This window comes from Halocynthiibacter styelae, assembly GCF_016123485.1.
Lineage (GTDB): Bacteria > Pseudomonadota > Alphaproteobacteria > Rhodobacterales > Rhodobacteraceae > Halocynthiibacter > Halocynthiibacter styelae.
In genome coordinates this window covers 313,807-338,954 of sequence record NZ_JADCKQ010000001.1, presented here as the reverse complement: position 1 = coordinate 338,954, position 25,148 = coordinate 313,807, and the positions used below count along the sequence as shown (strand labels likewise).

General features: G+C 54.2%; 24 protein-coding genes. 18 read left to right on the top strand and 6 right to left on the bottom strand.

Annotated elements, in window-relative coordinates; all coding sequences use genetic code 11:
- Window positions 1-3 precede the first annotated feature (3 nt).
- The gene (locus tag H1D41_RS01650; RefSeq protein WP_228847265.1) at window positions 4-333 is read left to right on the top strand and encodes a hypothetical protein; all 330 of its coding nucleotides are present in this window, start codon (window positions 4-6) and stop codon (window positions 331-333) included.
- Between the two features lie 75 nt (window positions 334-408).
- Complete coding sequence (locus H1D41_RS01645) at window positions 409-774, top strand: hypothetical protein (RefSeq protein ID WP_228847264.1); 366 nt, start codon at window positions 409-411, stop codon at window positions 772-774.
- A gap of 56 nt (window positions 775-830) precedes the next feature.
- On the opposite strand, the gene H1D41_RS01640 is transcribed toward H1D41_RS01645, so the two are convergent.
- The 5 genes from H1D41_RS01640 to miaA all read right to left on the bottom strand — a co-directional run bounded on the left by H1D41_RS01640 (window position 831) and on the right by miaA (window position 8,349).
- A complete protein-coding gene (locus H1D41_RS01640; protein ID WP_228847263.1) occupies window positions 831-2,918 on the bottom strand; it encodes a dipeptide ABC transporter ATP-binding protein in 2,088 nt (695 codons plus the stop codon).
- A 58-nt stretch (window positions 2,919-2,976) separates the two neighbouring features.
- Window positions 2,977-4,167 (bottom strand): ABC transporter permease, encoded by a 1,191-nt coding sequence (locus H1D41_RS01635; RefSeq protein ID WP_107496102.1) that lies wholly within the window; start codon window positions 4,165-4,167, stop codon window positions 2,977-2,979.
- A gap of 13 nt (window positions 4,168-4,180) precedes the next feature.
- Window positions 4,181-5,224 (bottom strand): ABC transporter permease, encoded by a 1,044-nt coding sequence (locus H1D41_RS01630; protein WP_228847262.1) that lies wholly within the window; start codon window positions 5,222-5,224, stop codon window positions 4,181-4,183.
- A 169-nt stretch (window positions 5,225-5,393) separates the two neighbouring features.
- Window positions 5,394-7,064 (bottom strand): ABC transporter substrate-binding protein, encoded by a 1,671-nt coding sequence (locus tag H1D41_RS01625; protein WP_228847261.1) that lies wholly within the window; start codon window positions 7,062-7,064, stop codon window positions 5,394-5,396.
- Window positions 7,065-7,464: 400 nt separating this feature from the next.
- Window positions 7,465-8,349 carry a tRNA (adenosine(37)-N6)-dimethylallyltransferase MiaA gene (miaA, locus tag H1D41_RS01620; RefSeq protein WP_228847260.1) on the bottom strand — a complete coding sequence of 295 codons (885 nt, stop codon included), beginning with the start codon at window positions 8,347-8,349 and terminating at the stop codon, window positions 7,465-7,467.
- Between the two features lie 171 nt (window positions 8,350-8,520).
- Here miaA and pyrH point away from each other — a divergent pair, with 171 nt between their 5' ends.
- From pyrH to H1D41_RS01550, 14 genes are all read left to right on the top strand, one after another.
- Window positions 8,521-9,267, top strand: a complete 747-nt coding sequence (gene pyrH / locus H1D41_RS01615; RefSeq protein ID WP_228847259.1) for a UMP kinase — start codon at window positions 8,521-8,523, stop codon at window positions 9,265-9,267.
- Between the two features lie 72 nt (window positions 9,268-9,339).
- Complete coding sequence (gene frr / locus H1D41_RS01610; RefSeq protein WP_228847258.1) at window positions 9,340-9,903, top strand: ribosome recycling factor; 564 nt, start codon at window positions 9,340-9,342, stop codon at window positions 9,901-9,903.
- Window positions 9,904-10,076: 173 nt separating this feature from the next.
- Window positions 10,077-10,751 carry a polyprenyl diphosphate synthase gene (uppS, locus tag H1D41_RS01605; protein ID WP_107496217.1) on the top strand — a complete coding sequence of 225 codons (675 nt, stop codon included), beginning with the start codon at window positions 10,077-10,079 and terminating at the stop codon, window positions 10,749-10,751.
- Window positions 10,748-11,395: a phosphatidate cytidylyltransferase gene (locus tag H1D41_RS01600; RefSeq protein WP_228847257.1), complete on the top strand. Its 648-nt coding sequence runs from the start codon at window positions 10,748-10,750 to the stop codon at window positions 11,393-11,395. Before uppS ends, H1D41_RS01600 begins: the two co-directional genes overlap by 4 nt.
- A gap of 5 nt (window positions 11,396-11,400) precedes the next feature.
- On the top strand, window positions 11,401-12,573 hold the full coding sequence (dxr, locus tag H1D41_RS01595; RefSeq protein WP_228847256.1) for a 1-deoxy-D-xylulose-5-phosphate reductoisomerase: 1,173 nt from the start codon (window positions 11,401-11,403) through the stop codon (window positions 12,571-12,573).
- 24 nt (window positions 12,574-12,597) lie between these two features.
- Complete coding sequence (rseP, locus tag H1D41_RS01590; protein ID WP_228847379.1) at window positions 12,598-13,932, top strand: RIP metalloprotease RseP; 1,335 nt, start codon at window positions 12,598-12,600, stop codon at window positions 13,930-13,932.
- 119 nt (window positions 13,933-14,051) lie between these two features.
- Complete coding sequence (gene bamA, locus H1D41_RS01585; protein WP_228847255.1) at window positions 14,052-16,388, top strand: outer membrane protein assembly factor BamA; 2,337 nt, start codon at window positions 14,052-14,054, stop codon at window positions 16,386-16,388.
- Window positions 16,389-16,392: 4 nt separating this feature from the next.
- Window positions 16,393-17,061, top strand: a complete 669-nt coding sequence (locus tag H1D41_RS01580) for an OmpH family outer membrane protein (RefSeq protein WP_228847254.1) — start codon at window positions 16,393-16,395, stop codon at window positions 17,059-17,061.
- Between the two features lie 104 nt (window positions 17,062-17,165).
- Complete coding sequence (gene fabZ, locus H1D41_RS01575) at window positions 17,166-17,630, top strand: 3-hydroxyacyl-ACP dehydratase FabZ (RefSeq protein WP_107496092.1); 465 nt, start codon at window positions 17,166-17,168, stop codon at window positions 17,628-17,630.
- Window positions 17,627-18,424 carry an acyl-ACP--UDP-N-acetylglucosamine O-acyltransferase gene (gene lpxA / locus H1D41_RS01570; RefSeq protein WP_228847253.1) on the top strand — a complete coding sequence of 266 codons (798 nt, stop codon included), beginning with the start codon at window positions 17,627-17,629 and terminating at the stop codon, window positions 18,422-18,424. Before fabZ ends, lpxA begins: the two co-directional genes overlap by 4 nt.
- A 3-nt stretch (window positions 18,425-18,427) precedes the next feature.
- A complete protein-coding gene (locus H1D41_RS01565; RefSeq protein WP_228847252.1) occupies window positions 18,428-19,237 on the top strand; it encodes an LpxI family protein in 810 nt (269 codons plus the stop codon).
- Window positions 19,234-20,379, top strand: a complete 1,146-nt coding sequence (gene lpxB, locus H1D41_RS01560) for a lipid-A-disaccharide synthase (protein WP_228847251.1) — start codon at window positions 19,234-19,236, stop codon at window positions 20,377-20,379. The genes H1D41_RS01565 and lpxB overlap by 4 nt, the downstream gene beginning before the upstream one ends.
- A 76-nt stretch (window positions 20,380-20,455) precedes the next feature.
- Window positions 20,456-21,001, top strand: a complete 546-nt coding sequence (locus H1D41_RS01555; protein WP_228847250.1) for a carboxymuconolactone decarboxylase family protein — start codon at window positions 20,456-20,458, stop codon at window positions 20,999-21,001.
- 480 nt (window positions 21,002-21,481) lie between these two features.
- Window positions 21,482-22,030: a YaeQ family protein gene (locus H1D41_RS01550; RefSeq protein WP_228847249.1), complete on the top strand. Its 549-nt coding sequence runs from the start codon at window positions 21,482-21,484 to the stop codon at window positions 22,028-22,030.
- A 766-nt stretch (window positions 22,031-22,796) separates the two neighbouring features.
- Here the strand turns inward: H1D41_RS01550 and mnmA are convergent.
- Complete coding sequence (gene mnmA / locus H1D41_RS01545; protein ID WP_228847248.1) at window positions 22,797-23,933, bottom strand: tRNA 2-thiouridine(34) synthase MnmA; 1,137 nt, start codon at window positions 23,931-23,933, stop codon at window positions 22,797-22,799.
- 121 nt (window positions 23,934-24,054) lie between these two features.
- Here mnmA and sciP point away from each other — a divergent pair, with 121 nt between their 5' ends.
- Complete coding sequence (gene sciP / locus H1D41_RS01540) at window positions 24,055-24,333, top strand: CtrA inhibitor SciP (RefSeq protein WP_107496083.1); 279 nt, start codon at window positions 24,055-24,057, stop codon at window positions 24,331-24,333.
- Window positions 24,334-24,429: 96 nt separating this feature from the next.
- Entirely contained in the window at window positions 24,430-25,146 is a 717-nt protein-coding gene (gene ctrA / locus H1D41_RS01535) for a response regulator transcription factor CtrA (RefSeq protein ID WP_107496082.1), read from the top strand.
- Window positions 25,147-25,148: the final 2 nt, after the last annotated feature.

The window sequence follows — 25,148 nt, the reverse complement described above, 5'->3', positions numbered from 1 at the left end:
GATATGCTTGAAGTTGTTTTTCAGATTATATTTGATGCCCTGATTTATGGATTTGTCGGAGGTGTGGGGCGCTACATCTATGGGGACGAAAACCAATCAGGGTTTGCAATGGTTCGTCTGGGACTTCGCCTGTTTATATTTTTTGGTGCCGCATTCCTGGGGGGAGGTTGCCTGGGGCTCTTGCCGACAGGTAATTGGGCTTTCCTGATCGGGATCCCCTGGTTCCTGTGTTTCGCGATTTTTCTTTACTATGAAAAAACACGTGGATCGTTCGCTTTGTGGATTTCAGGCCTCGTTTCTGGCCTGGTGTTAGCGGCACTCGCTTTGTCTTGATGCGCTGCAACTGGATCGGTTTGCCTTTTTTCAATTAATCTCTGCCCTGAACAGATGAAGTAAATGGGGCGGATTATGTTTAGATTTTCATTTTGGAGAAATCGTGTGGAAGCAATATTTGAACTCATATTTGGGGCAATCACGTGTTTGTTCCTTTATCTTTTTTACGGAACAGAAGATCGGCCAAGACATATGGCCTGGCGTGTTGGTCTGAGAGCATTCGCTTTTTCCGGAGCGATTGGTGCTATCTCTGCTCTTCTGTTTCCGGTTTTAGTGTTTGTCCCTGTCTATATTTGGGTTCTCTGGGCAATAGTGTTTTTGTGTGTGTTGGTAATTGAGCTTGAAGCCGTGAACAGGAAGATCGGAATCCTTTTATCTATTTTGGCGGTAATGATATTGTGTGCTCTGGGTTATTCCGCAAATTGGGCAACCGGAGTGTGATAAATAAAAAAAGCCCGGGCGTGTGTCCCGGGCTTTTCTGTGGTGGTGTGAGGCGCTTATTCCGCCGCGATCTTGATGACCGGGCCCATACGGGCAAGAACATCGTCGGCAAGGTGGCATTTGATCTGATGCTTGCCTTCCAGCTTGCGCACCGGTGGCACCTCTTTCTCGCAAAGACCACCCGGCACCTCTGACTTCCAGCGACAACGTGTCTGGAAGGGGCAACCGCTTGGCGGGTTCATGGCCGATGGGATGTCGCCTTCAAGAACGATGTGTTCCTTTTCAATCGAGGTATCCGCGATTGGAACCGCTGACAGCAGGGCTTCGGTATAAGGGTGGTAGGGCGGCTGGAAGACCTGATCGGTCGTGCCCAGTTCCACCACATGGCCCAGATACATCACCATGACGCGATCCGACAAATACCGCACAATCGACAGATCGTGGCTGATGAACAGCAGCGTGGTTTTGTTTTCACGCTGAATTTCCATCAGAAGATCGGTCACCGCGGCCTGTACAGATACGTCAAGTGCCGAGACAGGTTCATCCGCCACAACGATTTGCGCATCACCGGCAAAAGCGCGTGCAATACCAACACGTTGCTTCTGGCCACCAGACAGCTGGCGCGGCATACGATCTGCGAAGGCGCGGGGCAGTTTCACCAGATCCAGCAGCTTGAGCATCCGGTCACGGCGATCATGATCGCTTTCGCCGATGTCGAAGATTTCCAGCGCCCGGATGATCTGACGCCCGACGGTCATGGACGGGTTCAGCGTGTCAAACGGGTTCTGGAAGACCATCTGAACGGAAGAAACCGTTTCCGTGTCGCGGTCTTCAATCGGAGTGTCCTGGATGTCATTGCCATTCAGGGTGATCTTGCCGTCTGTCGCGGTTTCCAGCCCCATCAGAACCTTGGCAAAGGTCGATTTACCACAGCCGGATTCGCCCACAATCGCCAGGGTTTCGCTTTCGCGGGCCTCAAAGCTGAGGGTTTCATTGGCTTTGACGACTTTCTTCTCGCCACCGCTGAACAGCGCGTTCGCGGCCACCTCATAATATTTCTTGAGGTTGTCCATTTTCAGAACGACTTTGCCAGGTTCGGCTTTTTCTGTCTGATTGCCTGCCTGGATCGGGGCGTTCCAATCGATTTCTTTGAACTTCAGACAGCGGCTTTCATGACTGCCGGCTTCATTCGCCGGATCCATGGTGATGTAGCCCTGATCACAGCGCCCTTCCTCAAAATAGTCACAGCGCGGGCCAAAGTTACAGCCGTTGGGGCGTTCATGGGGCAGGGGGAAGTTGCCGGGGATCGCGACCAGTGGACGGGCGTTTTTGTCAGCACCGGGCAGAGGGATCGAACGGAACAGCGCCTGTGTGTAAGGGTGCTGCATTTCGTCGAAGACCTCGGCGATGGAGCCGCGTTCAACGGCCTCACCGGAATACATGACGCAAAGACGGTCACAGGTTTCCAGCACCAGACCAAGGTTGTGCGAAATAAACAGCATAGAGGTGCCGTATTTCTTACCCAGGTCTTTCACCAGTTCCACAACGGCAGCCTCGACCGTCACGTCAAGCGCGGTTGTGGGTTCGTCCAGGATCAGAAGGGCAGGTTTGGACATCAGCGCCATGGCGATGACGATCCGTTGCTGCTGACCACCGGACAGCTGGTGCGGATAGCTTTCAAGCATGCGCTTGGGATCCGGCAGCTTCACATCGGTCACCACTTCAAGGGCGCGGGCGTAGGCTTCTTCCTTGGTTGCGCCATCATGCAACATCGGCACTTCCATCAGCTGCGGGCCGATTTTCATCGCGGGGTTCAGGGACGCCATAGGTTCCTGATAGATCATGGCGATCTCATTGCCGCGAATGTGGCGCAGTTCTGCATCATCCATTTCGGCCATGTCGCGGCCTTTGAATTTTACTGAACCGCCAACGATTGATCCGTTTTTGCCAAGATCCCGCATGACGCCCAGCGCCACGGTGGATTTACCGCAACCGGATTCGCCCACAAGGCCCACGGCCTCGCCTGGCGCCACGGAGACAGAAAAATCCATCACCGCAGGGATTTCATGCAGGCGGGTGAAGAAGCTGATCGACAGTTTTTCGATTTCAAGAACCGGGCCGTCGTAATCTGCAAGTTTACTCATTCAGGTAACTCCTCAGTCAATGAAGGCAGGCCGCGTGAACGGCCCGCCCATAGCTCGGTTAATCTTTCAGGGCTTCTTCGCGCAGGCCATCCGCCAGCAGGTTCAGGCCAAGCACAAGGCTGAGAAGCGCAAATGCAGGGACAAGAACAGGATGGGCATAGGCGCGCAGAAGGCCACGACCAAGGTTAATGGTTGTTCCCCAGTCCGGGCTGTTTGTTTCCAGACCCAGGCCAAAGAAACCCAGGGTTCCCAGCAGGATGGTGGCGTACCCGATGCGCAGACAGAAATCCACGATCAGCGGGCCACGCACGTTGGGCAGGATTTCCCACAGCATGATATACCAGGGGCCTTCACCACGGGTCTGACCTGCGGCGACATAATCACGGGATTTGATATCCAGTGTCAGGCCACGCACGATCCGGAACACAGTGGGTGAGTTCACGAAGACAACCGATACGAACACAACAAGAATGTTGGGGTCCGGGTTAAAGGCATCCAGTGCAGCCGGCAGAATGCGAATGGCACTGTCCCCACCATTCTGGCTGACGAAAGACAGATAAATCCAGCCACCAATCACCCAAAGGGCAATCAGCATCGGATTGCGCTTGCCCGGATCTGTGTAAAAGCGGGAATTGATCAGAACCGTCAGGAAGACCAGCGGGAACAGGAACAAGACAGCTGCCATATACTGGGGCAGGCCGGTTGCTACAATTTCCTTTGTTACCAAAAGGTAGAACAGCAGGATCACAGGGAAGGCCAGGATCAGGTTGGCAAGGAAGGACAGGATTGTGTCAAGCTTGCCACCGAAGTAACCCGCAGGCAGGCCCAGGGTGATGCCAACCATAAAGGCCATCAGCGTGGCCAGCGGTGCAATCATGATCACAATACCAGACCCGTAAAGCACCCGTGAGAACACGTCACGCGCCTGTTTGTCGCCGCCCAGAAGGTAGTGACCTGTGCCATCGCCCAGTGCTTCGCCAGGGAGTGCGTGTTTCATTGAGGTTTCGAAAAACTGCGGATCATAGGTCATGATCCAGCCAAAGACATTGGTGAAGAGGGCGGTAAAGACCCAGAACATCACAATGCCATAGCCGATCATGCCGACTGTTGAATCAAACAGTTTGCCGTAGAGGCCCAGTTTGCGTTTGTAAGCAATGGACACCCAGAATGTTGCGATAAGCGCAATCCATACGGGGGTCAGTTGCATGATGATACGGGTGATTACGCCACCCCAGGAAAGTTCTTCCATCGTTCAGACCTCCTTATGAAATGCGGATACGCGGGTTGAGGAAAACATAGCCAATGTCACTGATCAGCTGCGTCAGCAGCACGACCACAACAGAGACCACTGAAACGCCAAGCAACAATTCAATGTCATTGTTCCCGGCAGCCTGAACAAGCGCCCAGCCAAAGCCTTTGTAGTTGAACAAAGTCTCAACGATCACAACGCCGTTCAGCAGCCATGGGATCTGCAGCATGATCACGGTGAATGGCGCGATCAGCGCGTTGCGCAGGGCGTGTTTCATCACGATTGTGCGGAAAGACAGGCCTTTCAGGCGGGCCGTGCGGATGTATTGCGCGGTCATGACTTCGGTCATAGAGGCGCGTGTCATCCGGGCAATATAGCCCATGCCATAAAGGGAAATGGTGATCACCGGCAGGGTGAAGTTTTCAAGGCTTGGCTCTTCCATCGCTTTGGTGGCACTGCCTTTGAAGATCTTCCAGCCCACACCAGAGGCAAAGAACGTGATCAGCAGAACACCGGATACATATTCCGGGGTCGCGGTGGTGATGATCGACAGCGTCGACAGCGAGCGGTCTGTGCGGGATCCTTCGCGCATACCGGCCAGAACACCGATGATCAGGGCAGAGGGGACCATCACGATCAGCACCCACATCATCAGGTAACCTGTCAGGCCAAGCTTGTCGCTGATCACAGAAGACACTTCATTATCAAGTGCTGTGGAACGGCCCCAGTCGTTCTGAAGGATACCGCAGTAGGTCGGTGCATCTTCAGGTGCGACGCCTGCGTCAATGCAACGTCCGCTGACATTGCCTTCTTCATCGGTGAAGGTGAAGCCGGGTACAACCCCGATCCATTCGCCATATTTCACAAAAAGAGGCTGCGCATAACCGCGTTCGGCCAGCCAGCTGACGACTTCTTCGTCAGCCATACGCTGGTTGCCTTCACTTTTGGCGAGCTTTTCAAGGTTAGGATAAAGATTGGTCAGCCAGAACACAACAAATGTCAGGCAAAGCGCCGTGAGGAACATGATCCCCAGGCGACGTAATATAAAGAGTCCCATGATTTCTCCGCTGTCAGCTGACTGTCGTCAGGGAATTTACTGCGCCGTTTTCCGGCGTCTGTCGCTGGCTTAAGCGTGCCCTGGCGCGATCTGGATGGGTCAGTTTTTCACTGCCGGGGCGAACGGGGCCGCCTGATGCAGCCCCGCCATTGTTCAGATGATCCGTGGATCAGGCAGAGAAGCCCCACTTGTAGTGGTGGTGTTCAAAGCCGATGTGCTGTTCCACGCCGTGCAGACCTTCAACAGTGTGACGGTAGAGGCTGCGCCAGTATGGCTGAATGGTCACGGCCTGTTCCTGGATCAGGGCTTCCATTTTCGCCATCACTTCGCGGCGCTGGTCTGCATCTGCCAGAGACAGAGCTTCGCTCAGAAGTGCGTCGAACTCTTCATTGGCCCAGCCAAATTCGTTCCATGCCTCACCGGAACGATATGCCAGCGCGTGGATCTGCACGCCCAGAGGACGGTGGTTCCAGTTGGTCAGAGAGAACGGGTACTTTGTCCAGTCATTCCAGAAGGTAGAACCTGGCAGAATGGTACGCTTACATGGGATGCCTGCGTCATTCAGCATTGCAGAAACTGCATCACAGGTATCGGAACGATAGCCACCGTCGATGGAAATCAGCTCGTGCTCATAGTCGCCCATGCCGGCTTCTTCCATAAGCGCTTTTGCAGCGGCAGGATCAAACGGCTGTGGAGGCAGTTCCGCATATTCCGGGTGAACCGGGGATACGTGGTGGTTTTCCGCAAGGGAACCTTTGGAAGACAGACCAAGCTCAAGGCAGACAGCGTTATCAACAGCCATCTGGATGGCTTTACGCACGCGCACGTCTTCGTAAGGACGCTTGCCATCAACTTCAGCAACCTGGTTCGGACGCACAACAACGGTCGCTGCTGTGGTAACTTCGGATTTCGGGAAGCCCAGATCGTCAAGGATCTCGATGAACTCACCTTCGGTCCGGTGCAGCATGTCAACTTCTTCGCCTTCCAGCGCAGAAAGATAAGCCGCAGGATCTGTACCATAGTCGATATATTCGATCGCATCGAGGTATGGACCACCATAAACATCGGTGCCCCACCATTCCATGTCGTTGCGCTCAAGCTTGCCTTTTACGCCAACTTCCAGCTCTGTGACCTTATATGGACCAGTGCCGATAAGATCGTGAACAGAAGCTTCCGGGTTGTAGTCTTTGTGCACAACCGCAGCAGGGTAGTCAGACAGGCCAGGAATGATGGAAATATCCGGCTGTGGCATGGTGACGACAACAGTGTGGCTGTCGGTTGCAACGGCCGCGCCTTCAATCATCTTACCGGTGTCAGCGTCTACGAGGGTCGCAAGGCGGCCCGCCATAGAGTTCGCATCAACGGTTTTGTCACACCAGCGCTGAATGTTGTTCACAACATCATCTGCAGTGAAGTCAGAACCATCAGACCATTTCACGCCCTCACGGACTTTCAGGGTGTAAACGGTTGCGTCGTCGTTTGCTTCCCAGCTTTCCAGCAGCATGCCGCGGAAGGAACCATCGTTGTTGTATTCGATGAGATATTCCAGAGTACCGCGGGTCATGTTGCCGATTTCGGACCAGTCGGAAGTCCGTGTATCTTTTGGCGCACGTACTTCCATCTGAACACGCAATGTGCCGCCAGGTTTGATGTGGCCATCCGCAAGTGCTTCAGATGGTGCAACCGCGCCGATCAGGCCGTAGGCCGCAGTCGCGCTTACGCCCAGCGCAGTGGAGCGGGTCAGGAATTCACGGCGGCTGAGTTTGCCCTCGGAAAATTCCTTCGCATACATATCCGCTGCCGGATGCACCTTGTTTGAAGTTGTGGTCTTAAGCGTCATCGTTTTCTCCCTGTGACACGTTTTATTCTAAGTTGCCTCGCCGATGATCTGATGTTGAACAGATCGGCCGGAACTGGTGACAGGTCCGGCGGGCCCTGATACGCGGGCTCTTTTTGAATGCGGCAGCAAGCAGACTATAATTACCTCGCCATTCGGCACCAGAAAATCCACGGGGTCAATGTTTACCTTCGGCACTTAAGGGTTTATTTGCGACATTTCATTTGATGTAAAACGACTTGCGTGCATTATTTTCAGCACCCGGGTGCAAATAATTCAGGTTATGGCGTCAGGACGCTTTCTGGTTGTATTTCAGGCAAGTGCTTAGTCACCAAACGGGATCGGCATCGAATTGCGGTGTTTATGTAAGGTGCATTGAGCCACGACAGAAACGCTGAGAGAATCAGCGTGGAAGCGTGAAACTGTTCCAGTCAGACATACGTTTCCGGAACCAGGTGCGCTGGCGTTTGGCATATTGACGAGACGATATAATAGCGGCCTCGCGGGCGGCGGTCAGTGTCATTTCGCCCTGCAGATATGCGATCAGTTCGGGTGCGCCGATGGCTTTGGACGACAGGCGTGCAGGATCCCAGTCAGACAGCATCGCCCGGGTTTCTTCAATCGCACCGCCTTCCAGCATCAGATCGAACCGTTTTTCAATCCGGGTGTTGAGCCAGTCTACGTCCGTATTCATGACGATAGGAAATGCATTAGACGGAGGTAATAAAGGAGGGGGTGTTTCATCCTGCCAGGCAGCAATACCACGCCCCGTGGTGCGCTGAACCTCCCATGCGCGTTGAACGCGGGCCGGGTTCATCAGATCAATGCGCGCGGCCGTGACCTCATCAAGGTCCGCGATCATCGCCTCAAAGCCATGTGTTGCGAGAAAGGCATCGGCTTCTGACCTGACTTCGGGTGCAGTGGCGGGAATTTCTGCCAGGCCTTCGCAAAGGGCACGAAAATAAAGGCCCGTGCCGCCAACAATGACAGGGCGCGGCTGACCGGGGGACAGAAATGGGGTGAGATCGCGCAGCCAGGCCCCGACAGAATAATCCTCTGTGTAAGAAACGTTGCCATAAAGATGGTGCGGGGCTTGCGCTTCTTCTTCAGGTGAGGGACGTGCTGTCAGAATACGCCAGCCGGAATAGACCTGCAGCGCATCTGCATTGACGATCACCCCGCCACCGCGTGCGACAATCTCCAAGGCCAGCGCGGATTTTCCAGACGCAGTCGGCCCTGCAATCAGTACGGGCATATCATCCGGAATATCAAAAGGCAGGTCAGTCATGGGGGCGGTTTAGGACGTGCGTGTTGTGAGGTCAAATCTGGTGTTTGGGATGACCAGGCAGAAAAAGGCGCAAAACACGTCGACCTGCCGCTTTCTCTGGTTGTCACCGGGGCGCAGGTCTGACATTTTAGCTCAGCTTCAGAATAAAATACCAGGATCAGGGGACGTCACATGCCAGGCGATGCAAATCACGCGGAAAATCCGGAAAAAACCACTTTTAAACGGGTTATGTTGAAAATCTCTGGTGAGGCCCTGATGGGCGATCAGGGTTTTGGCCTGCACCCGCCGACAGTAGAACGGATTGCGCGCGAAGTGCAGACGGTACAGGCCATGGGCGTCGAAGTCTGTATGGTGATTGGTGGCGGCAATATTTTCCGTGGTCTGCAGGGGTCTGCCCAGGGGATGGAACGCACCACTGCTGACTATATGGGCATGCTGGCAACTGTGATGAACGCGCTGGCAATGCAGGGCGCGTTGGAAAGCCTTGGGATCCATTCCCGTGTGATTTCAGCGATTCCTATGGATCAGGTTTGCGAGCCTTACATCCGCCGCCGTGCTGTGCGTCACCTTGAAAAGAAACGGGTCTGTATCTTTGCGGCCGGCACAGGCAACCCGTATTTCACCACTGACACTGCGGCGACTCTGCGGGCCAATGAAATGCGCTGTGAGGCGATCTTTAAAGGTACCAAAGTTGACGGTGTCTACGACAAAGACCCGGCGAAACATGATGATGCTGTTCGCTATGATGACATCACCTATGATGAAGTGTTGCAAAAGCACCTGGGTGTGATGGATGCTTCTGCGATTGCACTGGCACGTGACAATGATCTGCCGATTATTGTGTTTTCACTGGATGAACCCGGTGGCTTCCGTGGCATTCTGGCCGGGGAAGGCACCTATACACGGGTACACACTTAAGGTTATAGCTTAGAGATACCCCGAACAGGCCCGGGCAACCGGGAAGGGCCAAAGAACAAAGAGAGACTGGATATGTCCGACGATTTCATGCTCGACACAGATGACCTTCAGCGCCGTATGGATGGTGCTATGGGCGCTCTGAAAACTGAATTTGCATCCCTGCGTACAGGCCGTGCTTCGGCTTCGATGCTGGAACCTGTGATGGTGGATGCCTATGGTTCACGCACACCTGTAAACCAGATTGGTACTGTGAACGTGCCTGAACCCCGTATGGTGACCCTGAATGTCTGGGATAAGGCGCTTGTGGGGCCTGCTGAAAAGGCGATCCGTGAAAGTGGTCTTGGGATTAACCCACAGCTGAACGGCACAATCATTATGCTGCCGATCCCGGAACTCAATGAGGAACGTCGTCGTGAGCTGGGCAAAGTGGCCGGCCAATACGCCGAAAGCGCCCGGGTTTCTGTGCGCAACATTCGTCGTGACGGGATGGAAACGCTGAAGAAAGCCAAAAACGATGGGCTTTCTGAAGATGAACATAAGATCTGGTCTGACGAAGTTCAGGACATGACGGATAAAGCCATCGCTGCGATTGATGCTGCTCTGACCACCAAGCAGGAAGAAATCATGCAGGTTTAACCTGTTTTGCCGGGCGCATTCTGGTGCGCCTGGCATTTTGTTAACCGGTTTTTGCTTCGCTGACCGGACGGATTATTATCTGAAAAGGGGCAGAAGTGCCTGAAGTTTTGCAAAATGCAGAAAAAAGCGCTGTGCAGTCGGTTCCAGGCGGGGCAGATCATGTGGCGATCATCATGGATGGCAATGGTCGCTGGGCCACACAGCAGGGTAAACCGCGCCTGTTCGGGCATCGCGCCGGGGCAAAACGTGTTCGCGAAATCGTAGAAAGCTGCCCGGATCTGGGCGTGAAATATCTGACGATTTTTGCCTTCTCGACAGAAAACTGGAAACGGACCCAGGCCGAAGTTGCTGGCCTGATGATGCTGTTTCGTCGTTACATCACCAAAGAAACCCAGGCACTGAATGAAAAGAACGTGCGGGTGCGTTTCATTGGCGACCGGGTGCGGCTTGATAAAAAGCTGCAGACCCTGATGGATGAGCTGGAAGAACTGACCAAAGACAATACATCCGTGAACCTGACGATTGCCATTAACTATGGTGGCCGGGATGAGGTGGCACGTGCGATCAAAGATATTGCGCGGGATGTGCGGGATGGCAAGCTGGATGCGGAAGGTGTGAATGAAGGTACGCTTTCAAGCTATTTAGATACAATGGTTTTACCCGATCCGGACCTTGTTATTCGGACGTCCGGTGAAGCGCGGATTTCTAACTTTCTGCTTTGGCAGTCGGCCTATGCGGAATATGAATTTATCGACACGCTCTGGCCGGATTTCACCCGGGATATTTTTTCAGAGGTTCTTGACCGGTTTAACGGCCGTGACCGCCGCTTTGGAGCTGTAAAAAAATGAGTAAATGGGATGACCTGAAACCACGCGTGATCTCTGCGCTGGTTATGGTGGCAGTTGGCGTTATCGTCACGATTGTCGGGGGGATTCCTTTCGACATCCTGATGCTGATGATCGCGGTAATTGGCCTGCGGGAACTCTGGATGATGATCCGCAAACGTCTGGGCAGCCCGGTCGATATTATGATCCTCTTTGCCTATGGTTTTATGATCATCGCAGGCTGTCTGGCCTTTGCGATTATACGTAATCTGGCAGGGCCAGGGGCCGTGTTTTTCCTGGCCGGGATTGTCGTCGTTTCTGATATTGCCGGGTATTTTGCAGGGCGCATCTTTGGCGGCCCAAAGTTCTGGCCCCGTGTCAGCCCGAAGAAAACCTGGTCCGGTACCGTTGCTGGCTGGATTGGTGCCGCACTGTTTGGCGTGATTGGCATGGTTCAGACCGGCGAGATCCTTTTTCCGCTGGTGGCTGCGCTTCTGGCCTTTGCCGGGCAGATGGGGGACATCATTGAAAGTGCGATCAAACGGCGTTGTGGTGTGAAAGACAGTGCGGATCTGATCCCGGGCCATGGTGGTATTCTGGATCGGTTTGACGCGATGATTGGTGTTGGTTTTGTGGTTGCCGTTCAGATTTTGCTGACCCAGGGTTGAACCACATGACACGACGCATTTCTATATTTGGCGTGACCGGTTCCATCGGGCAAAGTACGGTGGATCTGATCAAACGTGATCAGGATACTTATGATGTGATCGCTTTGTCTGGCGGGCGCAATATCGCGCAACTGGCGCAGGATGCGATTGACCTGAAGGCTGAAATCGCGGTGACCGCCTTTGAAGAACTGCTGCCGGATCTGCGTGCGGCACTGAAGGGCAGTGGCGTTGTAGCCGCTGCGGGCGAGGTAGCTTTGCTAGAGGCGGCGGATCGCCCAACGGATTGGTGCATGAGCGCGATTGTTGGTCTTGCAGGACTTGCACCGGGGATGCGCGCTCTGCGTCATGGCGGCGTTCTGGCGCTGGCGAATAAAGAAAGTCTTGTGTCTGCCGGGCCAATGATCATGGCGGAGGCCGCGAAATACGGCGCGACCATCCTGCCGGTGGACAGTGAACATTCGGCAATCTTCCAGGCCCTGACAGGCGAGCCACGCGATGCGGTGGAACGGGTGATTATCACGGCCTCTGGCGGGGCGTTCCGCGACTGGCCGCTGGACGAACTGAAATATGCCACGCTGGCCCAGGCCTCCAGCCATCCGAACTGGGATATGGGGCAGCGCATTACGATTGATAGCGCATCTATGTTTAACAAGGCGATGGAAGTGATTGAGGCGAAAGAATTTTTCAAATTCAAACCCGCGCAAATCGAAGTGCTGATCCACCCGCAAAGCCTGATCCATGCGATGATTGGGTACAATGACGGCGGGCTGATGGCCCATGTTGGCCCGGCGGATATGCGCCATGCCATTGGGTTTGCGCTGCACTGGCCCGACCGGAAACATCTGCCCGTGGAACGTCTGGATTTCGCCCGTATAGGTGCGTTTGAATTCCGTGCGCCCTGCGACACACGTTATCCTGCTTTGCGTCTTGCCCGTGAGGTGATGAACACCGGCGGATTGTCCGGCGCTGCTTTCACCGCGGCAAAAGATGCGGTCCTTGATGCGTTTATCGCCGGGCGCTGCGGGTTTATGGATATGGCGGGCATGGTCGAAGACGTTTTGACCCGTATTACCCGAACTAGTGATCACAATGCGCCGATGACCCTTGAGAATATCCGACTTACAGACCATCTTGCACAGAAATACGCCGCAGACACTCTGACGGCGCGTGCCAGCTGACGAAAGGCCTGCTCCTTGGAATTTATGTCCCTGTTTAACGCCCTTGGGGGTGGTGTCTGGACTGCCGTGATTTTCATCATCGCGCTTTCTGTGATCGTGGCCGTGCATGAATACGGCCACTATATTGTCGGACGTTGGTCCGGTATTCATGCGGATGTGTTTTCGCTGGGCTTTGGTCCAGTGATTTATGCGCGGACCGACAAACACGGCACCCAATGGCAAATCGCAGCGCTGCCACTGGGGGGCTATGTGAAATTCGCAGGTGATGCGGACGCGGCCTCTGCCGGAAAAGATGATGAGGTGATGGCTGAGCTGTCCCCGGAAGAACTGCGCAGGACCATGCATGGCGCGCCGCTTTGGGCACGCGCCGCGACGGTTGTTGCGGGGCCGGTCTTTAACTTTATCCTGTCCATGCTGGTGTTCTTTTTGTTTTTCCTCTTTATGGGGAAGGCCGTTGATCCGCTGACCGTGGGCAATATCCGCGACTATCCGCAGACAGAAAGTGCGCTGCAGGTGGGGGATCAGATCCTGGAAATCAACGGTCAGCTGTTGCCGCAGGACGCCAAAGCCTATCGTGATTTTGTTGATGCACTGCCAGGTGACAATCTTCTGGATTACACCGTCAGCCGCGATGGCGAACGCATGATCGTTCAGGCGCCACATCTGTCGCCGCCCGCTGTTTCTATAGTTGCTGCGCGTTCTGCGGCGCGTGATGCGGGCATGCAGATTGATGATGTTGTGACAGCGGTGGATGGTCAGCCTGTTGCAAGCTTTGATCAGCTGCTACAGATCATCCTTGCGTCTGAAGGTAAGCCACTGGTTCTGGATGTCTGGCGGGCCGGGGAAACCCTGAAATTGGAAATGACGCCACGCGAGCGTGATCATCAGCTGGAAGATGGCAATTTTGAGAAACGCTGGCAGATTGGCATGAGCGGCGGGACGCTGTTTACCCCGGCAACTGAAGGGGCCGGTTTGTGGAACAGTGCAAGCGGTGCTGTGATCCAGACCTGGGGGATTATCAGTGGCAGTGTTGAAGGGATTTACCATATCTTTGTGGGGACGATCAGCACCTGTAATCTGAATGGCCCCGTCGGCATGGCGCAGAATGTGTCTGCCTTTGCGGAAGGTGGCCTTGCGGATTTCATTCGTATCATTGCGCTTTTGTCCACCGCGGTCGGGTTGTTGAACCTCTTCCCGATCCCAATCCTTGATGGCGGACACCTTGTTTTCTTCGCTTATGAAGCCGTCACTGGCAAGCCTCCGGGTGAGAAAGCCCTGCGCATTCTGATGACGCTTGGCCTGACAATCATGTTGTCGCTGATGCTTTTTGCGACCAGCGGTGATTTCTTCTGTAACTGATCAGAGTAACATCAAAATCCAGCACCCTGCGGAATCTTGCAAAGCGGGGTGACTGGCTTTTGACAAGCCCGGGTGCAGCCGTTACTCAGGGTTAAGAATTTTTCACGGACGGGGACCCGATGAGCTGCTTTTCCAATACTTCTGCTTCTGGCCGGAAATCCATTGTTTCGGGCCGTATCCTGCCTGCAACGATTGGCTTTTTCCTTTTGGCATCAACTGCTTCTGTGGTGGTTCCTGATGTGGCGTATGCCCAGCAGTATCGTTTTTCCACGGTTGAAATTACCGGGAACCAGCGCATTGAAAGCGGCACCATTCTGACCTACGCCGGAATCGGCCGGGGCGAACGTGTTTCTGCGGCTGAACTGAACGATGCCTATCAGCGCATTCTGGCCAGCGGGCTGTTTGAAAGTGTTGAAATCATTCCACAAGGCAATCAGCTGGTTATTCGCGTCGTGGAATTCCCGACAGTCAACCGGATTAGCATTGAAGGCAACCGCCGCCTGAAAGATGAAGATTTGATGGCCGCATTGCAAAGCCAGCCACGCCGCGTGTTCAGCCCGGCGGTTGCGGAAGCGGATGCGCAGACCATTACCGAAGTTTACAGCGCAGCCGGACGTCTGGCGGCGACAGTTGAGCCAAAGATCATTCGCCGGTCTAACAACCGCGTTGATCTGGTGTTTGAAATCACAGAGGGCCGGGTGGTTGAGGTTGAACGTCTCAGCTTTGTTGGCAACCGTGCGTTTTCTGAACGACGTCTGCGTCGTGTTCTGGAAACCAAACAGGCCGGTATCTTCCGCGAGCTGATCCGTTCCGACAGTTTCATTGCGGACCGGGTTGAATTCGATAAGCAGGTGCTGCGCGATTTCTACCTGTCCCGTGGCTATGTGGACTTTGAAACACTGTCTGTGAACTCTGAACTTGTGCGTGCGCGTGATGGTTTCCTTGTGACTTTCAACATCCGCGAAGGTCAGCAGTTCCGCGTGGGCGAAGTAACCGTGGTTTCTGATCTGGAAGAAGCCGACCCCGATCTGTTCATGGATGAAGTACGGATGCGCAGTGGTGCGATTTATTCGCCATCGTTGATTGAAGAAAACATCGCGCGTCTGGAACGTCTGGCGATCCGTGAAGAGATTGATTTTGTCCGGGTTGAACCGCGTGTCACCCGCAATGATGCTGATCTGACACTGGATGTGGAATACGTGCTGACACGTGGCCCACGCGTGTTTGTGGAACGCATTGATATTGAAGGCAACAACACCACACTTGATCGCGTCGTGCGCAACCGTTTCCGTGTTGTGGAAGGGGATCCGTTTAACCCGCGTGAAATCCGTGAATCTGCGGAACGTGTGCGCGCGCTTGGGTATTTCTCTAATGCGGATGTGAATGCGCGCGAAGGGTCGACACCTGATCAGGTTGTGATTGATGTGGATGTTGAAGAACAACCCACAGGTTCGCTGTCGTTTGGTGCAAGCTATTCTGCGGACAGTGGTGCGGCTTTCACAATTGGTTTCTCTGAACGCAACTTCCTTGGGCGTGGTCAATCTATTTCCGTTGATCTGAACACAGCTTCCAGCAGTCAGTCCGGCACCTTCCGTTTTGTTGAACCAAACCTGTTGGGCCGCGACCTGGCCTTTGGTCTGGATCTTGGCTATGTCACAACAGACAGCGATAACGCAACGTTCGATACCCGCCGCATTAACTTCACACCGTCTTTGACTTTCCCGGTCAGTCAGAATGGTCGTCTGCGGGTTTATTATACGCTTGAACAGAATAAGATCTTTGATGTAGATAATGCGACTGCAAGCGCGTTGCTTATCGCTGACGAGGCTGCAGGTACTCTTACAACATCTGCTCTTGGCTATAACTACAGTTTTGATACCCGCCGCACAGGTCTGAATCCAGATGCTGGTGTTGTTCTGCGCTTTGGGCAGGAGTTTGCAGGTCTGGGCGGCGATGCGGAATACATTCGCACGACTGCGTTGCTGGGGGCTGAGACAAAAGCCTGGAATGGCGATGTCACGCTGCGTGGTATTCTGGAAGGCGGTATCCATCATTCTCTTGGAGATACGAACAGCACCGTTCTGGATCGTTTCCGCCATAGCAGCAGTCAGCTGCGCGGGTTCTCTTCCAATGGTATCGGTCCTTATGATAGCGGCGACCACCTGGGGGGTAATTATTACGCTTACGCCCGTCTTGAAGCTGATTTCCCTCTGGGCCTGCCAGAAGAATATGGCATTTCCGGTGGATTGTTCCTGGATGCGGGGTCTGTCTGGGGTTTGGATGATAACCTTGGCGGCACGATTTCCGATGATTTCGAACTGCGCGCGACCGTTGGTTTCTCGATCTTCTGGGATACGCCGCTTGGCCCGCTGCGGTTTAACTTCTCGCAGCCTCTGAAAGAAGAAGCGAACGATGATACCCGCAGCTTCGATCTGACGATCTCAACCCAGTTCTGATCGGATGACGGCTGCGCAAAATACCATGGGCAGGGGCTTTGCACTTCTGCCTGTGGGGCTGAAAGCCCTGATCTGTCTGTCTTTGTTTTCAGCGATGCCGACTGCTCTGCGGGCGCAGCAAAACGGTGAAACGGACGTGCCTCCGGAAGTCAGCGTAGAAGAGTTTCAAGCGTTCTCAACGCTTCTCACCATCGAGCGCGATCAGCTTTATCGGCGCAGCCAGCTGGGCATTGCCCTTGAAGCAATGCTGACGGGTGAGCGCGATGCGCTGCAGACAGAAAATCAACAGATCTTTGACGCGCTGACGGCTGAAGAAAATGAGCTTGTGACGCTGCGGGGGCAAACGGAAGCTGAGTCCTTCTCTGTTCTGGCATCTGCTTTTGACGAGAAAGTTCAGCGGATCCGGCAAGAACAGGACCTGAAGCTTCGTACACTTGTGCGTCGGCGCGAAGAAATCCTGAACCGATTTGTGACGATTTCCCTGCCGCTGGTGGCGCAGGTCGCGCGAGATCGCGGTGGGCTTGCTGTCATTGAACGCAGTCAGGTGTTCCTGGTTGTGCAGGATATTGATATCACAACCGATGCTATTGCTCTGATTGATCAGGTCTACTCCGGGGGTAATATTCCGAATATGTTCCTGCAGGTTATTCCTCTGGAAACCACCGAAAACTGAGGTTTTTATCACGGCCTTCCTTATGGGAACTTGTTTGCCAGGATCTGAAACGCTATTCACAGTTAATCCGGCTGCGCCGGGGCTGAGACAAAGAAGGAAAAACAATGTCCGATAAGATTACCGAAGCCGATCTCGACATCATTCAGCGGATCATTCCGCATCGTTACCCGTTTCTTCTGATCGACAAAGTACGCGACATTGTGCCCAGTGAAAGCGCTGTAGGCATCAAAAACGTGACATATAATGAGCCGCACTTCCAGGGTCACTTCCCAGGTGCACCCATCATGCCTGGTGTTACGATTATTGAATCTATGGCCCAGACTGCCGCTGTGATGGTTGGCGTGACGCTGGACCTGATTGACCGTGATCTGCTGGTGTATTTCATGTCCGTGGACAAATGTAAGTTCCGCGGTAAAGTTGTGCCGGGTGATGTGCTTGAACTGCACGTGGAAGTGATCCGCGCCGGCACAAAAATCTGGAAATTCCGCGCCGATGGTAAGGTAGAGGGCAAAGTTGTCTGTTCTGCTGAATTCGCGGCGATGATTGATCTGCTGGATGAACCTAAATGAGCATTGCGCAAAGCGCTGTGATCCATCCGATGGCCCTTGTGGAAGAGGGCGCGGAGATCGGTGAAGGTGCAAAGATCGGACCTTTCTGCACTGTCGGCCCCAATGTGAAAATTGGGGCCCGGACGGAACTGCGTTCGCATGTGGTGGTGACAGGCCGGACAACGATTGGCGAGGATTGTGAAATCTTTCCTTTTGCCTCGATCGGTGAAATTCCACAGGACCTGAAGTTCGGCGGCGAAGACAGCACGCTGCAGATCGGGGATCGCAACCGTATTCGTGAAGGTGTGACGATGAACACCGGCACCGAAGGTGGCGGTGGTGTGACCAAGATCGGTGATGACGGGCTGTTTATGGCCAATTGTCACGTGGCCCATGATGTGCATATCGGCAATCGTGTGATCCTTGTGAACAATGCCTCTGTGGCTGGTCACTGCATCATTGATGACAATGTGATTGTGGGTGGTCTGTCTGGCGTGCATCAGTTTGTGCGCATCGGCAAAGGCGCGATCATTGGCGCCGTGTCCATGGTGACAAATGATGTCATTCCCTATGGTCTGGTCCAGGCGCCACGCGGGCATCTGCACGGGCTGAACCTTGTCGGTTTGAAACGCAAAGGCGTATCACGTGCGGATATCACGGCGCTACGCGCGGCATATCAGATGATGGCACAGGGCGAAGGCACCTTTCAGGATCGCACCCGCCGTCTGGGCGAAGAAAGCGACAGTGAATATGTGCAGGATATCGTGGCCTTTGTTACGGGCAGTTCGGATCGTTCTTTCCTGACACCGGAGTAAGGCATGTTTGCACTGATTGCAGGGCAGGGCGATCTGCCCGGATTGCTGGCGAAACATCTTGACGATCAGGGACGCAAGCCTCTGATCGCAGCTTTGGAAGGTTTCGCGCCCGATGGGTTGGATGTGGATCTGACCTTTCGGGTCGAAACCCTTGGCACATTCCTGATTGAACTGGGCAAAGCGGGCGTAACAGACGTTTGTTTTGTCGGCTCTGTCGCGCGTCCCGCGCTTGACCCAGGTAAGATTGACGCCAACACCATGCCGCTTGTGCCGGTGATTATGCAGGCGATGCAGGCTGGCGATGACGGGGCTTTGCGCGCGGTTCTGGATATCTTCGAGAAGACCGGGTTTAAGATGCAGGGTGCACATGAAATCCTGCCGGATCTGCTGCCACCTGCGGGGATTGCCACGAAAACCCAGCCGACAGAGCATCACAAAAAGGACGCGGCACGCGGTCAGGCGATTGTTGCGGCTATGGGCGTGGCAGATGTCGGGCAAAGCTGTGTGGTTGCGCGTGGTCAGGCCCAGGCGATCGAGGCCCAACCAGGGACAGACTGGATGTTGCGCTCACTTGCATCTGATCAGGAACGGGTCGTGCCTGGTGGTATCCTGTATAAAGCGCCAAAACCCAACCAGGACCGTCGCATTGATCTGCCGGTGATTGGCCTGAACACGGTTGAAAACGCTGCTGCTGCCGGGCTGAACGGCCTGGTCCTTGAGGCCGGTTGCGTCATGGTGCCAGGTTTTGAAACTGTGGTCCGGGCCTGTGATGAGGCCGGGCTGTTCCTCTGGCTGCGGGAGACGGATCAGTGAAGGTCTTCCTGATCGCAGGCGAAGCCTCGGGCGATAAGCTGGGCGCGGCGCTGATGGAAGGGCTGATCTCGCTTGTGCCGGATATTGAATTTCGGGGTGTCGGCGGCGATCTGATGGGCGGGCAGGGGCTGGTCAGCCAGTTCCCCATGCATGAGCTGTCCGTCATGGGCATCGCAGAAGTCGCCCCGAAGTATTTCCACCTGAAACGCCGCATCCGTGAAGTGGCCGAAGCTGCGCTGGCCTGGCAACCCGATGCGATTGTCAGTATCGACAGCCCGGATTTTTGCCTGCGCGTGGCGAAGATCGTGAAAGCCGCCAGAGACATCCCAACCGTGCATTATGTTGCGCCGTCTGTCTGGGCCTGGCGCGAAGGACGCGCGGCGAAAATGGCGAAACATATCGATCACGTGCTGGCGCTGTTGCCGTTTGAACCGCCCTATATGCAGGCCGCTGGCATGACATGCGAATTTGTCGGGCATCCTGTGGTGGCGGAACCTCTGGCAACTGCGGATGAAATCACCGCCTTCGCCGACACTTACCACATCACGCCAGATCAGAAGATCATGCTGCTTTTGCCCGGATCCCGCATGGGCGAGGTCACGCGCATGCTGCCTGTCCTGCGTGAGGTGGCTGAGGCGCTTTCAGCCGATCACCCCGACATGCGCTTTATCCTGCCCGCAGCCCCTGGCCCGGTCAGTGATCTGATTTATACCGACACCGAGGACTGGCCGTCTGGTGCCGCGCCCCTGGTGATTGACCCAACTGATAAAACTGCCAAACGCGCCGCCTTTGCACGTGCGGATCTGGCGCTTGCGGCGTCTGGCACGGTTTCGCTGGAACTGGCTGCTAATGATACGCCCATGGTCATCGCCTATGACATGAACTGGCTGTCGCGCAAGCTGATCAAACGCATGTTGAAGATCGACACAGTGACACTGGTGAACCTCGTGTCTGAAACCCGCACTGTGCCAGAATTTCTTGGCGAAAGCTGCACGTCTGGGCAAATCATCCCGGCTGTTGAAGCACTGCTGAGTGACCCAAGCGCCCAGAAACAAGCGATGTCCGTGACGATGGAACGTCTTGGTCGCGGGTCAGAAGCCCCTGGCCTGCGGGCCGCGCGATCTGTTCTGAACCGTATATGATTTGACACGAAAGCGTGTATTTCGCCCATCTCAGCACCGGGCTAGGTTCGGCAGGCCAATATAACCTGAGGTCGCCATGAGTCGTATTCCCCCGCTACCCGTCACCGATATGAGCCCGGCCACACAGGATGACTGTGCGGCGCTGGAGGCCTATGGACCCTTCGGGAACTGGGCCGGTATCGCGGCGCACAGTCCGGTGGTGTTGCATCAGGTGACAGACATGCTGGTGAATATGCGAGCAGAAACCAGGCTGTCGCGCCGGGTGATTGAATTGGCCATGGTCACGGTGTCGCAATTAAACGCCTGCGATTATTGTCTGTCCCATCACGTGCCTTCCCTGACGGTTACAGGGGTCAGTCCTGAAGGCAGCGCACGGTTGCTGGAGGTCGAGGATCACCCCGAACTTGATGCCTGTGACAAAGCCATCGTGCGCTACGCGCGGTCCGTGACAGAACGGTCCGGCCGGATGCGTGATGCTGAGGTTTCCGATCTGCGGGCGTGGTTTGATGACGGCCAGATTGTTGAACTGACCTGGCGCATCACCCTGATCGGCGCCTTCAATCGCTTCAATGATGCCCTGCAGATCGAAGCGGAAGAACCGCTTGACGGTGGTTCTGCTTAGGAGGGTTGAACTAAGTTTAGGTCTAGCTGTGGTAATTCTGTAAAATGGCTAACAGCGCAATAAATGCAACTGTGATCGCAACCACCCATGCTGCGGAACCTTGGTCTTCTTCATGTATATAGACATTTCCCCCGCATTTAGGGCAAGGGCGCGTCATGTTTTTCAGATGTCGTCTGGTGGTCCAACCACAATTTGAACATTCGCCTTTAAATCCGTTCATGAAAACTCTCTCATCAAAAAGTAAATTCTAATAAGGGTTTAAAGGTGAAGTTCATAAATGCAATGTAGGGTTGCATTTCTGGAGGTTGCTCGCCTGGCCAGATCCAGCTGCCACCGAAGATACGGGTGCTACTTAGATCGTAGAACACACCGGCCTTGCCCGGCGGCGCCCTTCTTCCAGATGCATTCAGTCTTTTATCTCCTTTCACAATAGGGGCGGAGGCAGTAGGTAGGTCTATCAAAGAAATCCTGGGACATATCATGGCGCAAAAAGCTACCATCTATAAAGTTGAACTTTCCGTATCCGATATGGATCGTCACTATTATGAGACCCATAAATTAACCATCGCCAGGCACCCGTCGGAAACCGATGAACGGATGATGGTGCGGCTTCTGGCTTTTGCGTTGAACGCCCATGAAAACCTGGAAATGACCAAGGGTATTTCCACAGATGATGAACCCGACATCTGGCAGAAAAGTCTAAGTGGCGAACTTGAACTATGGGTGGCCCTTGGATTGCCCAGCGAAAAGGTTGTGCGGCAATCCTGTGGGAAATCCGATGATGTCATTATCTACAGCTACGGTGGCAGACCCGCTGAAATGTGGTGGGATAAGATCAAGAACAGTACGACACGGTTTGACAATCTGCAGGTCATGAACCTGTCAGAAGACAACACCCGTGAGCTGGGGGAACTGGCAAGCCGCACGATGAAGCTGCAGGTCAACATTCAGGACGGCGAAGTTATGGTCAGTGCGGATGACCGCATGGTTTATATCACTCCGGTGAAATGGAAAGAAACTGCCGTTTGATCGGCCTCGTTTCCGTCTAACCCAGATTCCACCAAAGGTACGCGCGCTGCTAGGGGATAAACGTTGTGCGGAGCGGGCGTTCGGGTGTGGCGACGCGATCAGTATTGGGGCCTGATGGCGCGTATGGCAGCTTCGAGCCCACTTTGACCAATGCCGCGCAGTGCATGAACGATGGCTTGTCACAAGCCGCACCTGTTGGTAATGGTTGTCCAGAGGTTTTTATGCGTGACAAATTTGTGTTCTGCCTTTTTCTTTTTGGTATGCTATCGTTGCTTGACCAGGTGGTTTTCACCTCAGGTATACCTGATACGAAACTGCGATACTCTTGGCTGACAACACAAAGGCAGACTGCTTACGGTTTCATTGAGCCTTCATGTTCCGCAACTGCATACCGTTTAACTTTGGTTAGCAGGATCAGACTGGCAAACAGCCTTGAAATTCCTGTAAGTGTGAGCGCTTGGAAGCAAGGCTATGGCTCTCTCAAGCTCCCAACTTGGGGATGCGGCTTGGCATTCTACGATCACGGCGGAGGAACGGGGCGCGCAGGTGAAATGTACAGATGGGGTGAAGGCAGAATTCGGAGTACGTGGTTCGGACGGCCTAGCATCCACTGTGGGGAGATGATGTTCATACTGGTTGAAGAATCCCGCCTCCTTTGTGTCTCAGGTGCGGATGTGGGGAAATACCTGAATTAAAAGAACGCTTCACCCAAAGCCGCCATCGGTGCAAGCGCAGCGAAGTGATGCATCGTCCGCAGAGCTACCTGTCACGCCCCGCGCCAGATCCAGCCGCCGCCAAAGATACGTGAACTGTCGGGATCGTAGAACACACAGGCCTGGCCGGGTGACACACCTTCTTCCGGGGTCAGCAGTTCGACCTCGGCTGTGGTGGCCGACAGGGGGCGCACGATGGCTTCGCGTGGGGGGCGGGTGGAGCGAACTTTGACGCTGATGTGATATTCTTTCTGCGCCTCAAACGATTCATCGCCCAGCCAGTTGATTTCACGCACGGGAATGATGCGCGTTGCCAGCAGTTCTTTCGGGCCAACAATCACCTGGCGCTTGTCCACATCCAGCCTGACCACATAAAGCGGCGTATCCAGGCCGCCAATGCCAAGGCCACGACGCTGTCCCACGGTGTAATGCAGCACGCCACGGTGTTGGCCCAGCACATTGCCTTCGGTATCAACGATGTCGCCAGGTTCCGCCGCACCGGGGCGCAGTTTTTCGATCACCCCGGCATAGTTGCCATCGGGCACAAAGCAGATGTCCTGGCTGTCGGGTTTATCCGCCACGGCGAGATCATATCTCGCCGCCAGCGCACGGGTTTCGGCCTTACTGGCCAGATGACCCAATGGGAAGCGCAGGAAATCCAGTTGTTCTGGCGTGGTGGAAAACAGAAAATAACCTTGGTCGCGGTTTGCGTCAGTGGCAGAGTGCAGCTCTGGCCCATGATCACCGCTGAAACGCTGAATATAGTGACCGGTCGCCATACAATCGGCGTTCAGGTCCTTTGCGGTTTCCAGCAGGTCTTTGAATTTCACACGTTCGTTGCAGCGGATGCAGGGCACAGGGGTTGCGCCGGCCAGATAGCTGTCGGCGAATTCATCAATCACCGCTTCCTGAAAGATGTTTTCATAATCCAGCACATAATGTGGAAAGCCCATTTCTTCTGAAACGCGGCGCGCATCATGAATGTCAATGCCGGCACAGCAGGCGCCTTTCTTGGCCAGGGCCGCACCGTGATCATACAACTGCAGCGTCACACCGACCACATCATAGCCTTCCTCAGCCAGCTGCGCCGCCACCACGGAACTGTCCACGCCGCCTGACATGGCCACGACAACGCGGGTTTCGGATGGTGGCTTTGGAAAGCCAAGGGAATTGAGTTCTGTGCTGGTCATGCTGTGCTCCGGAGATCCTTGCGGAATATATGAAAATTCGAACGACTAACAAGGGGCGGATTTCATCTTGTCTTAAGAGAATAGGGGGATCGTGGCGAAACATCAAACGAGGGGTGCTGTTATGTTCCTGAAAAAAGTAGACGGGCCGGGTGCGATTACTTTACCGGACGGGTCCATATTATCGCGTGCGGACCTGCCGCCTGTTGATACCACACGCTGGGTCGCAAGCCGGAAAGCCATTGTTGTTAAATCAGTCCTCTTCGGGTTGATTCCCCAAAAGGAGGCCCTGGAACGATATGGATTATCAGAGGAGGAATATAAATCCTGGGAAAATGCGATTAAAAAGCACGGCGAAGGCGCATTAAAAGCCACGATGTTACAGCAATATAGACAACCATAAGTAGAATTGCTTAAAATCTCTGTAATGGTAACGTGCGGTTAACCATTATGAACCAACCTCTGTTCAGCGAAGGGGAAAGTTAGCGGAGATTACTTAATGCGGGTATTACTTGTAGAAGACGACCCAACGACTTCTAAAAGCATCGAACTGATGCTGACACATGCCAATCTGAACGTCTATTGTACGGACCTTGGGGAAGAAGGCATCGATCTTGCAAAACTTTACGATTACGACCTGATCCTTCTGGATCTGAACCTGCCGGATATGAACGGGCATGAAGTTTTGCGGCAACTGCGCCTGGCGCGTGTAGAAACGCCAATTCTTATTCTTTCCGGTGCAGATGATACGGAAAATAAGATTAAAGGGTTTGGTTTCGGCGCAGATGACTATCTGACAAAACCGTTTCACCGCGAAGAACTGGTTGCCCGAATTCACGCCATCATCCGGCGTTCAAAAGGACACAGTCAATCCGTCATTAAAACGGGTCGAATTTCGGTGAACCTGGATGCAAAAACTGTCGATGTCGGTGGGAAAACCGTTCACCTGACAGGCAAAGAATATCAGATGCTGGAACTTCTGAGTCTGCGCAAAGGTACAACTTTGACGAAAGAAATGTTCCTCAATCACCTGTACGGCGGCATGGATGAACCAGAATTGAAGATTATTGATGTGTTCATCTGTAAGTTGCGCAAGAAACTTACAGAGGCAACGGATGGTGAAAACTATATCGAAACTGTCTGGGGCCGGGGCTATGTTTTGCGCGATCCAGAGCCGGTTGATATGCCTGCAGATCCGGTGGCCGTCGGGGCCTGAGT

Excerpts from the sequence above, each read along its gene's own strand:
- pyrH (WP_228847259.1), top strand. The coding sequence starts at position 8,521 with ATGCCAGGCGATGCAAATCACGCGGAAAATCCGGAAAAAACCACTTTT.
- H1D41_RS01580 (WP_228847254.1), top strand. The coding sequence starts at position 16,393 with ATGACGGCTGCGCAAAATACCATGGGCAGGGGCTTTGCACTTCTGCCT.
- H1D41_RS01630 (WP_228847262.1), bottom strand. The coding sequence starts at position 5,224 with ATGGGACTCTTTATATTACGTCGCCTGGGGATCATGTTCCTCACGGCG.
- mnmA (WP_228847248.1), bottom strand. The coding sequence starts at position 23,933 with ATGACCAGCACAGAACTCAATTCCCTTGGCTTTCCAAAGCCACCATCC.
- H1D41_RS01640 (WP_228847263.1), bottom strand. The coding sequence starts at position 2,918 with ATGAGTAAACTTGCAGATTACGACGGCCCGGTTCTTGAAATCGAAAAA.
- sciP (WP_107496083.1), top strand. The coding sequence starts at position 24,055 with ATGTTCCTGAAAAAAGTAGACGGGCCGGGTGCGATTACTTTACCGGAC.
- H1D41_RS01645 (WP_228847264.1), top strand. The coding sequence starts at position 409 with ATGTTTAGATTTTCATTTTGGAGAAATCGTGTGGAAGCAATATTTGAA.
- H1D41_RS01635 (WP_107496102.1), bottom strand. The coding sequence starts at position 4,167 with ATGGAAGAACTTTCCTGGGGTGGCGTAATCACCCGTATCATCATGCAA.
- H1D41_RS01550 (WP_228847249.1), top strand. The coding sequence starts at position 21,482 with ATGGCGCAAAAAGCTACCATCTATAAAGTTGAACTTTCCGTATCCGAT.
- bamA (WP_228847255.1), top strand. The coding sequence starts at position 14,052 with ATGAGCTGCTTTTCCAATACTTCTGCTTCTGGCCGGAAATCCATTGTT.
- H1D41_RS01650 (WP_228847265.1), top strand. The coding sequence starts at position 4 with ATGCTTGAAGTTGTTTTTCAGATTATATTTGATGCCCTGATTTATGGA.
- H1D41_RS01625 (WP_228847261.1), bottom strand. The coding sequence starts at position 7,064 with ATGACGCTTAAGACCACAACTTCAAACAAGGTGCATCCGGCAGCGGAT.
- rseP (WP_228847379.1), top strand. The coding sequence starts at position 12,598 with ATGTCCCTGTTTAACGCCCTTGGGGGTGGTGTCTGGACTGCCGTGATT.
- frr (WP_228847258.1), top strand. The coding sequence starts at position 9,340 with ATGTCCGACGATTTCATGCTCGACACAGATGACCTTCAGCGCCGTATG.
- H1D41_RS01565 (WP_228847252.1), top strand. The coding sequence starts at position 18,428 with ATGTTTGCACTGATTGCAGGGCAGGGCGATCTGCCCGGATTGCTGGCG.
- dxr (WP_228847256.1), top strand. The coding sequence starts at position 11,401 with ATGACACGACGCATTTCTATATTTGGCGTGACCGGTTCCATCGGGCAA.
- lpxA (WP_228847253.1), top strand. The coding sequence starts at position 17,627 with ATGAGCATTGCGCAAAGCGCTGTGATCCATCCGATGGCCCTTGTGGAA.
- H1D41_RS01600 (WP_228847257.1), top strand. The coding sequence starts at position 10,748 with ATGAGTAAATGGGATGACCTGAAACCACGCGTGATCTCTGCGCTGGTT.
- miaA (WP_228847260.1), bottom strand. The coding sequence starts at position 8,349 with ATGACTGACCTGCCTTTTGATATTCCGGATGATATGCCCGTACTGATT.
- ctrA (WP_107496082.1), top strand. The coding sequence starts at position 24,430 with ATGCGGGTATTACTTGTAGAAGACGACCCAACGACTTCTAAAAGCATC.
- H1D41_RS01555 (WP_228847250.1), top strand. The coding sequence starts at position 20,456 with ATGAGTCGTATTCCCCCGCTACCCGTCACCGATATGAGCCCGGCCACA.
- uppS (WP_107496217.1), top strand. The coding sequence starts at position 10,077 with ATGGATGGCAATGGTCGCTGGGCCACACAGCAGGGTAAACCGCGCCTG.
- fabZ (WP_107496092.1), top strand. The coding sequence starts at position 17,166 with ATGTCCGATAAGATTACCGAAGCCGATCTCGACATCATTCAGCGGATC.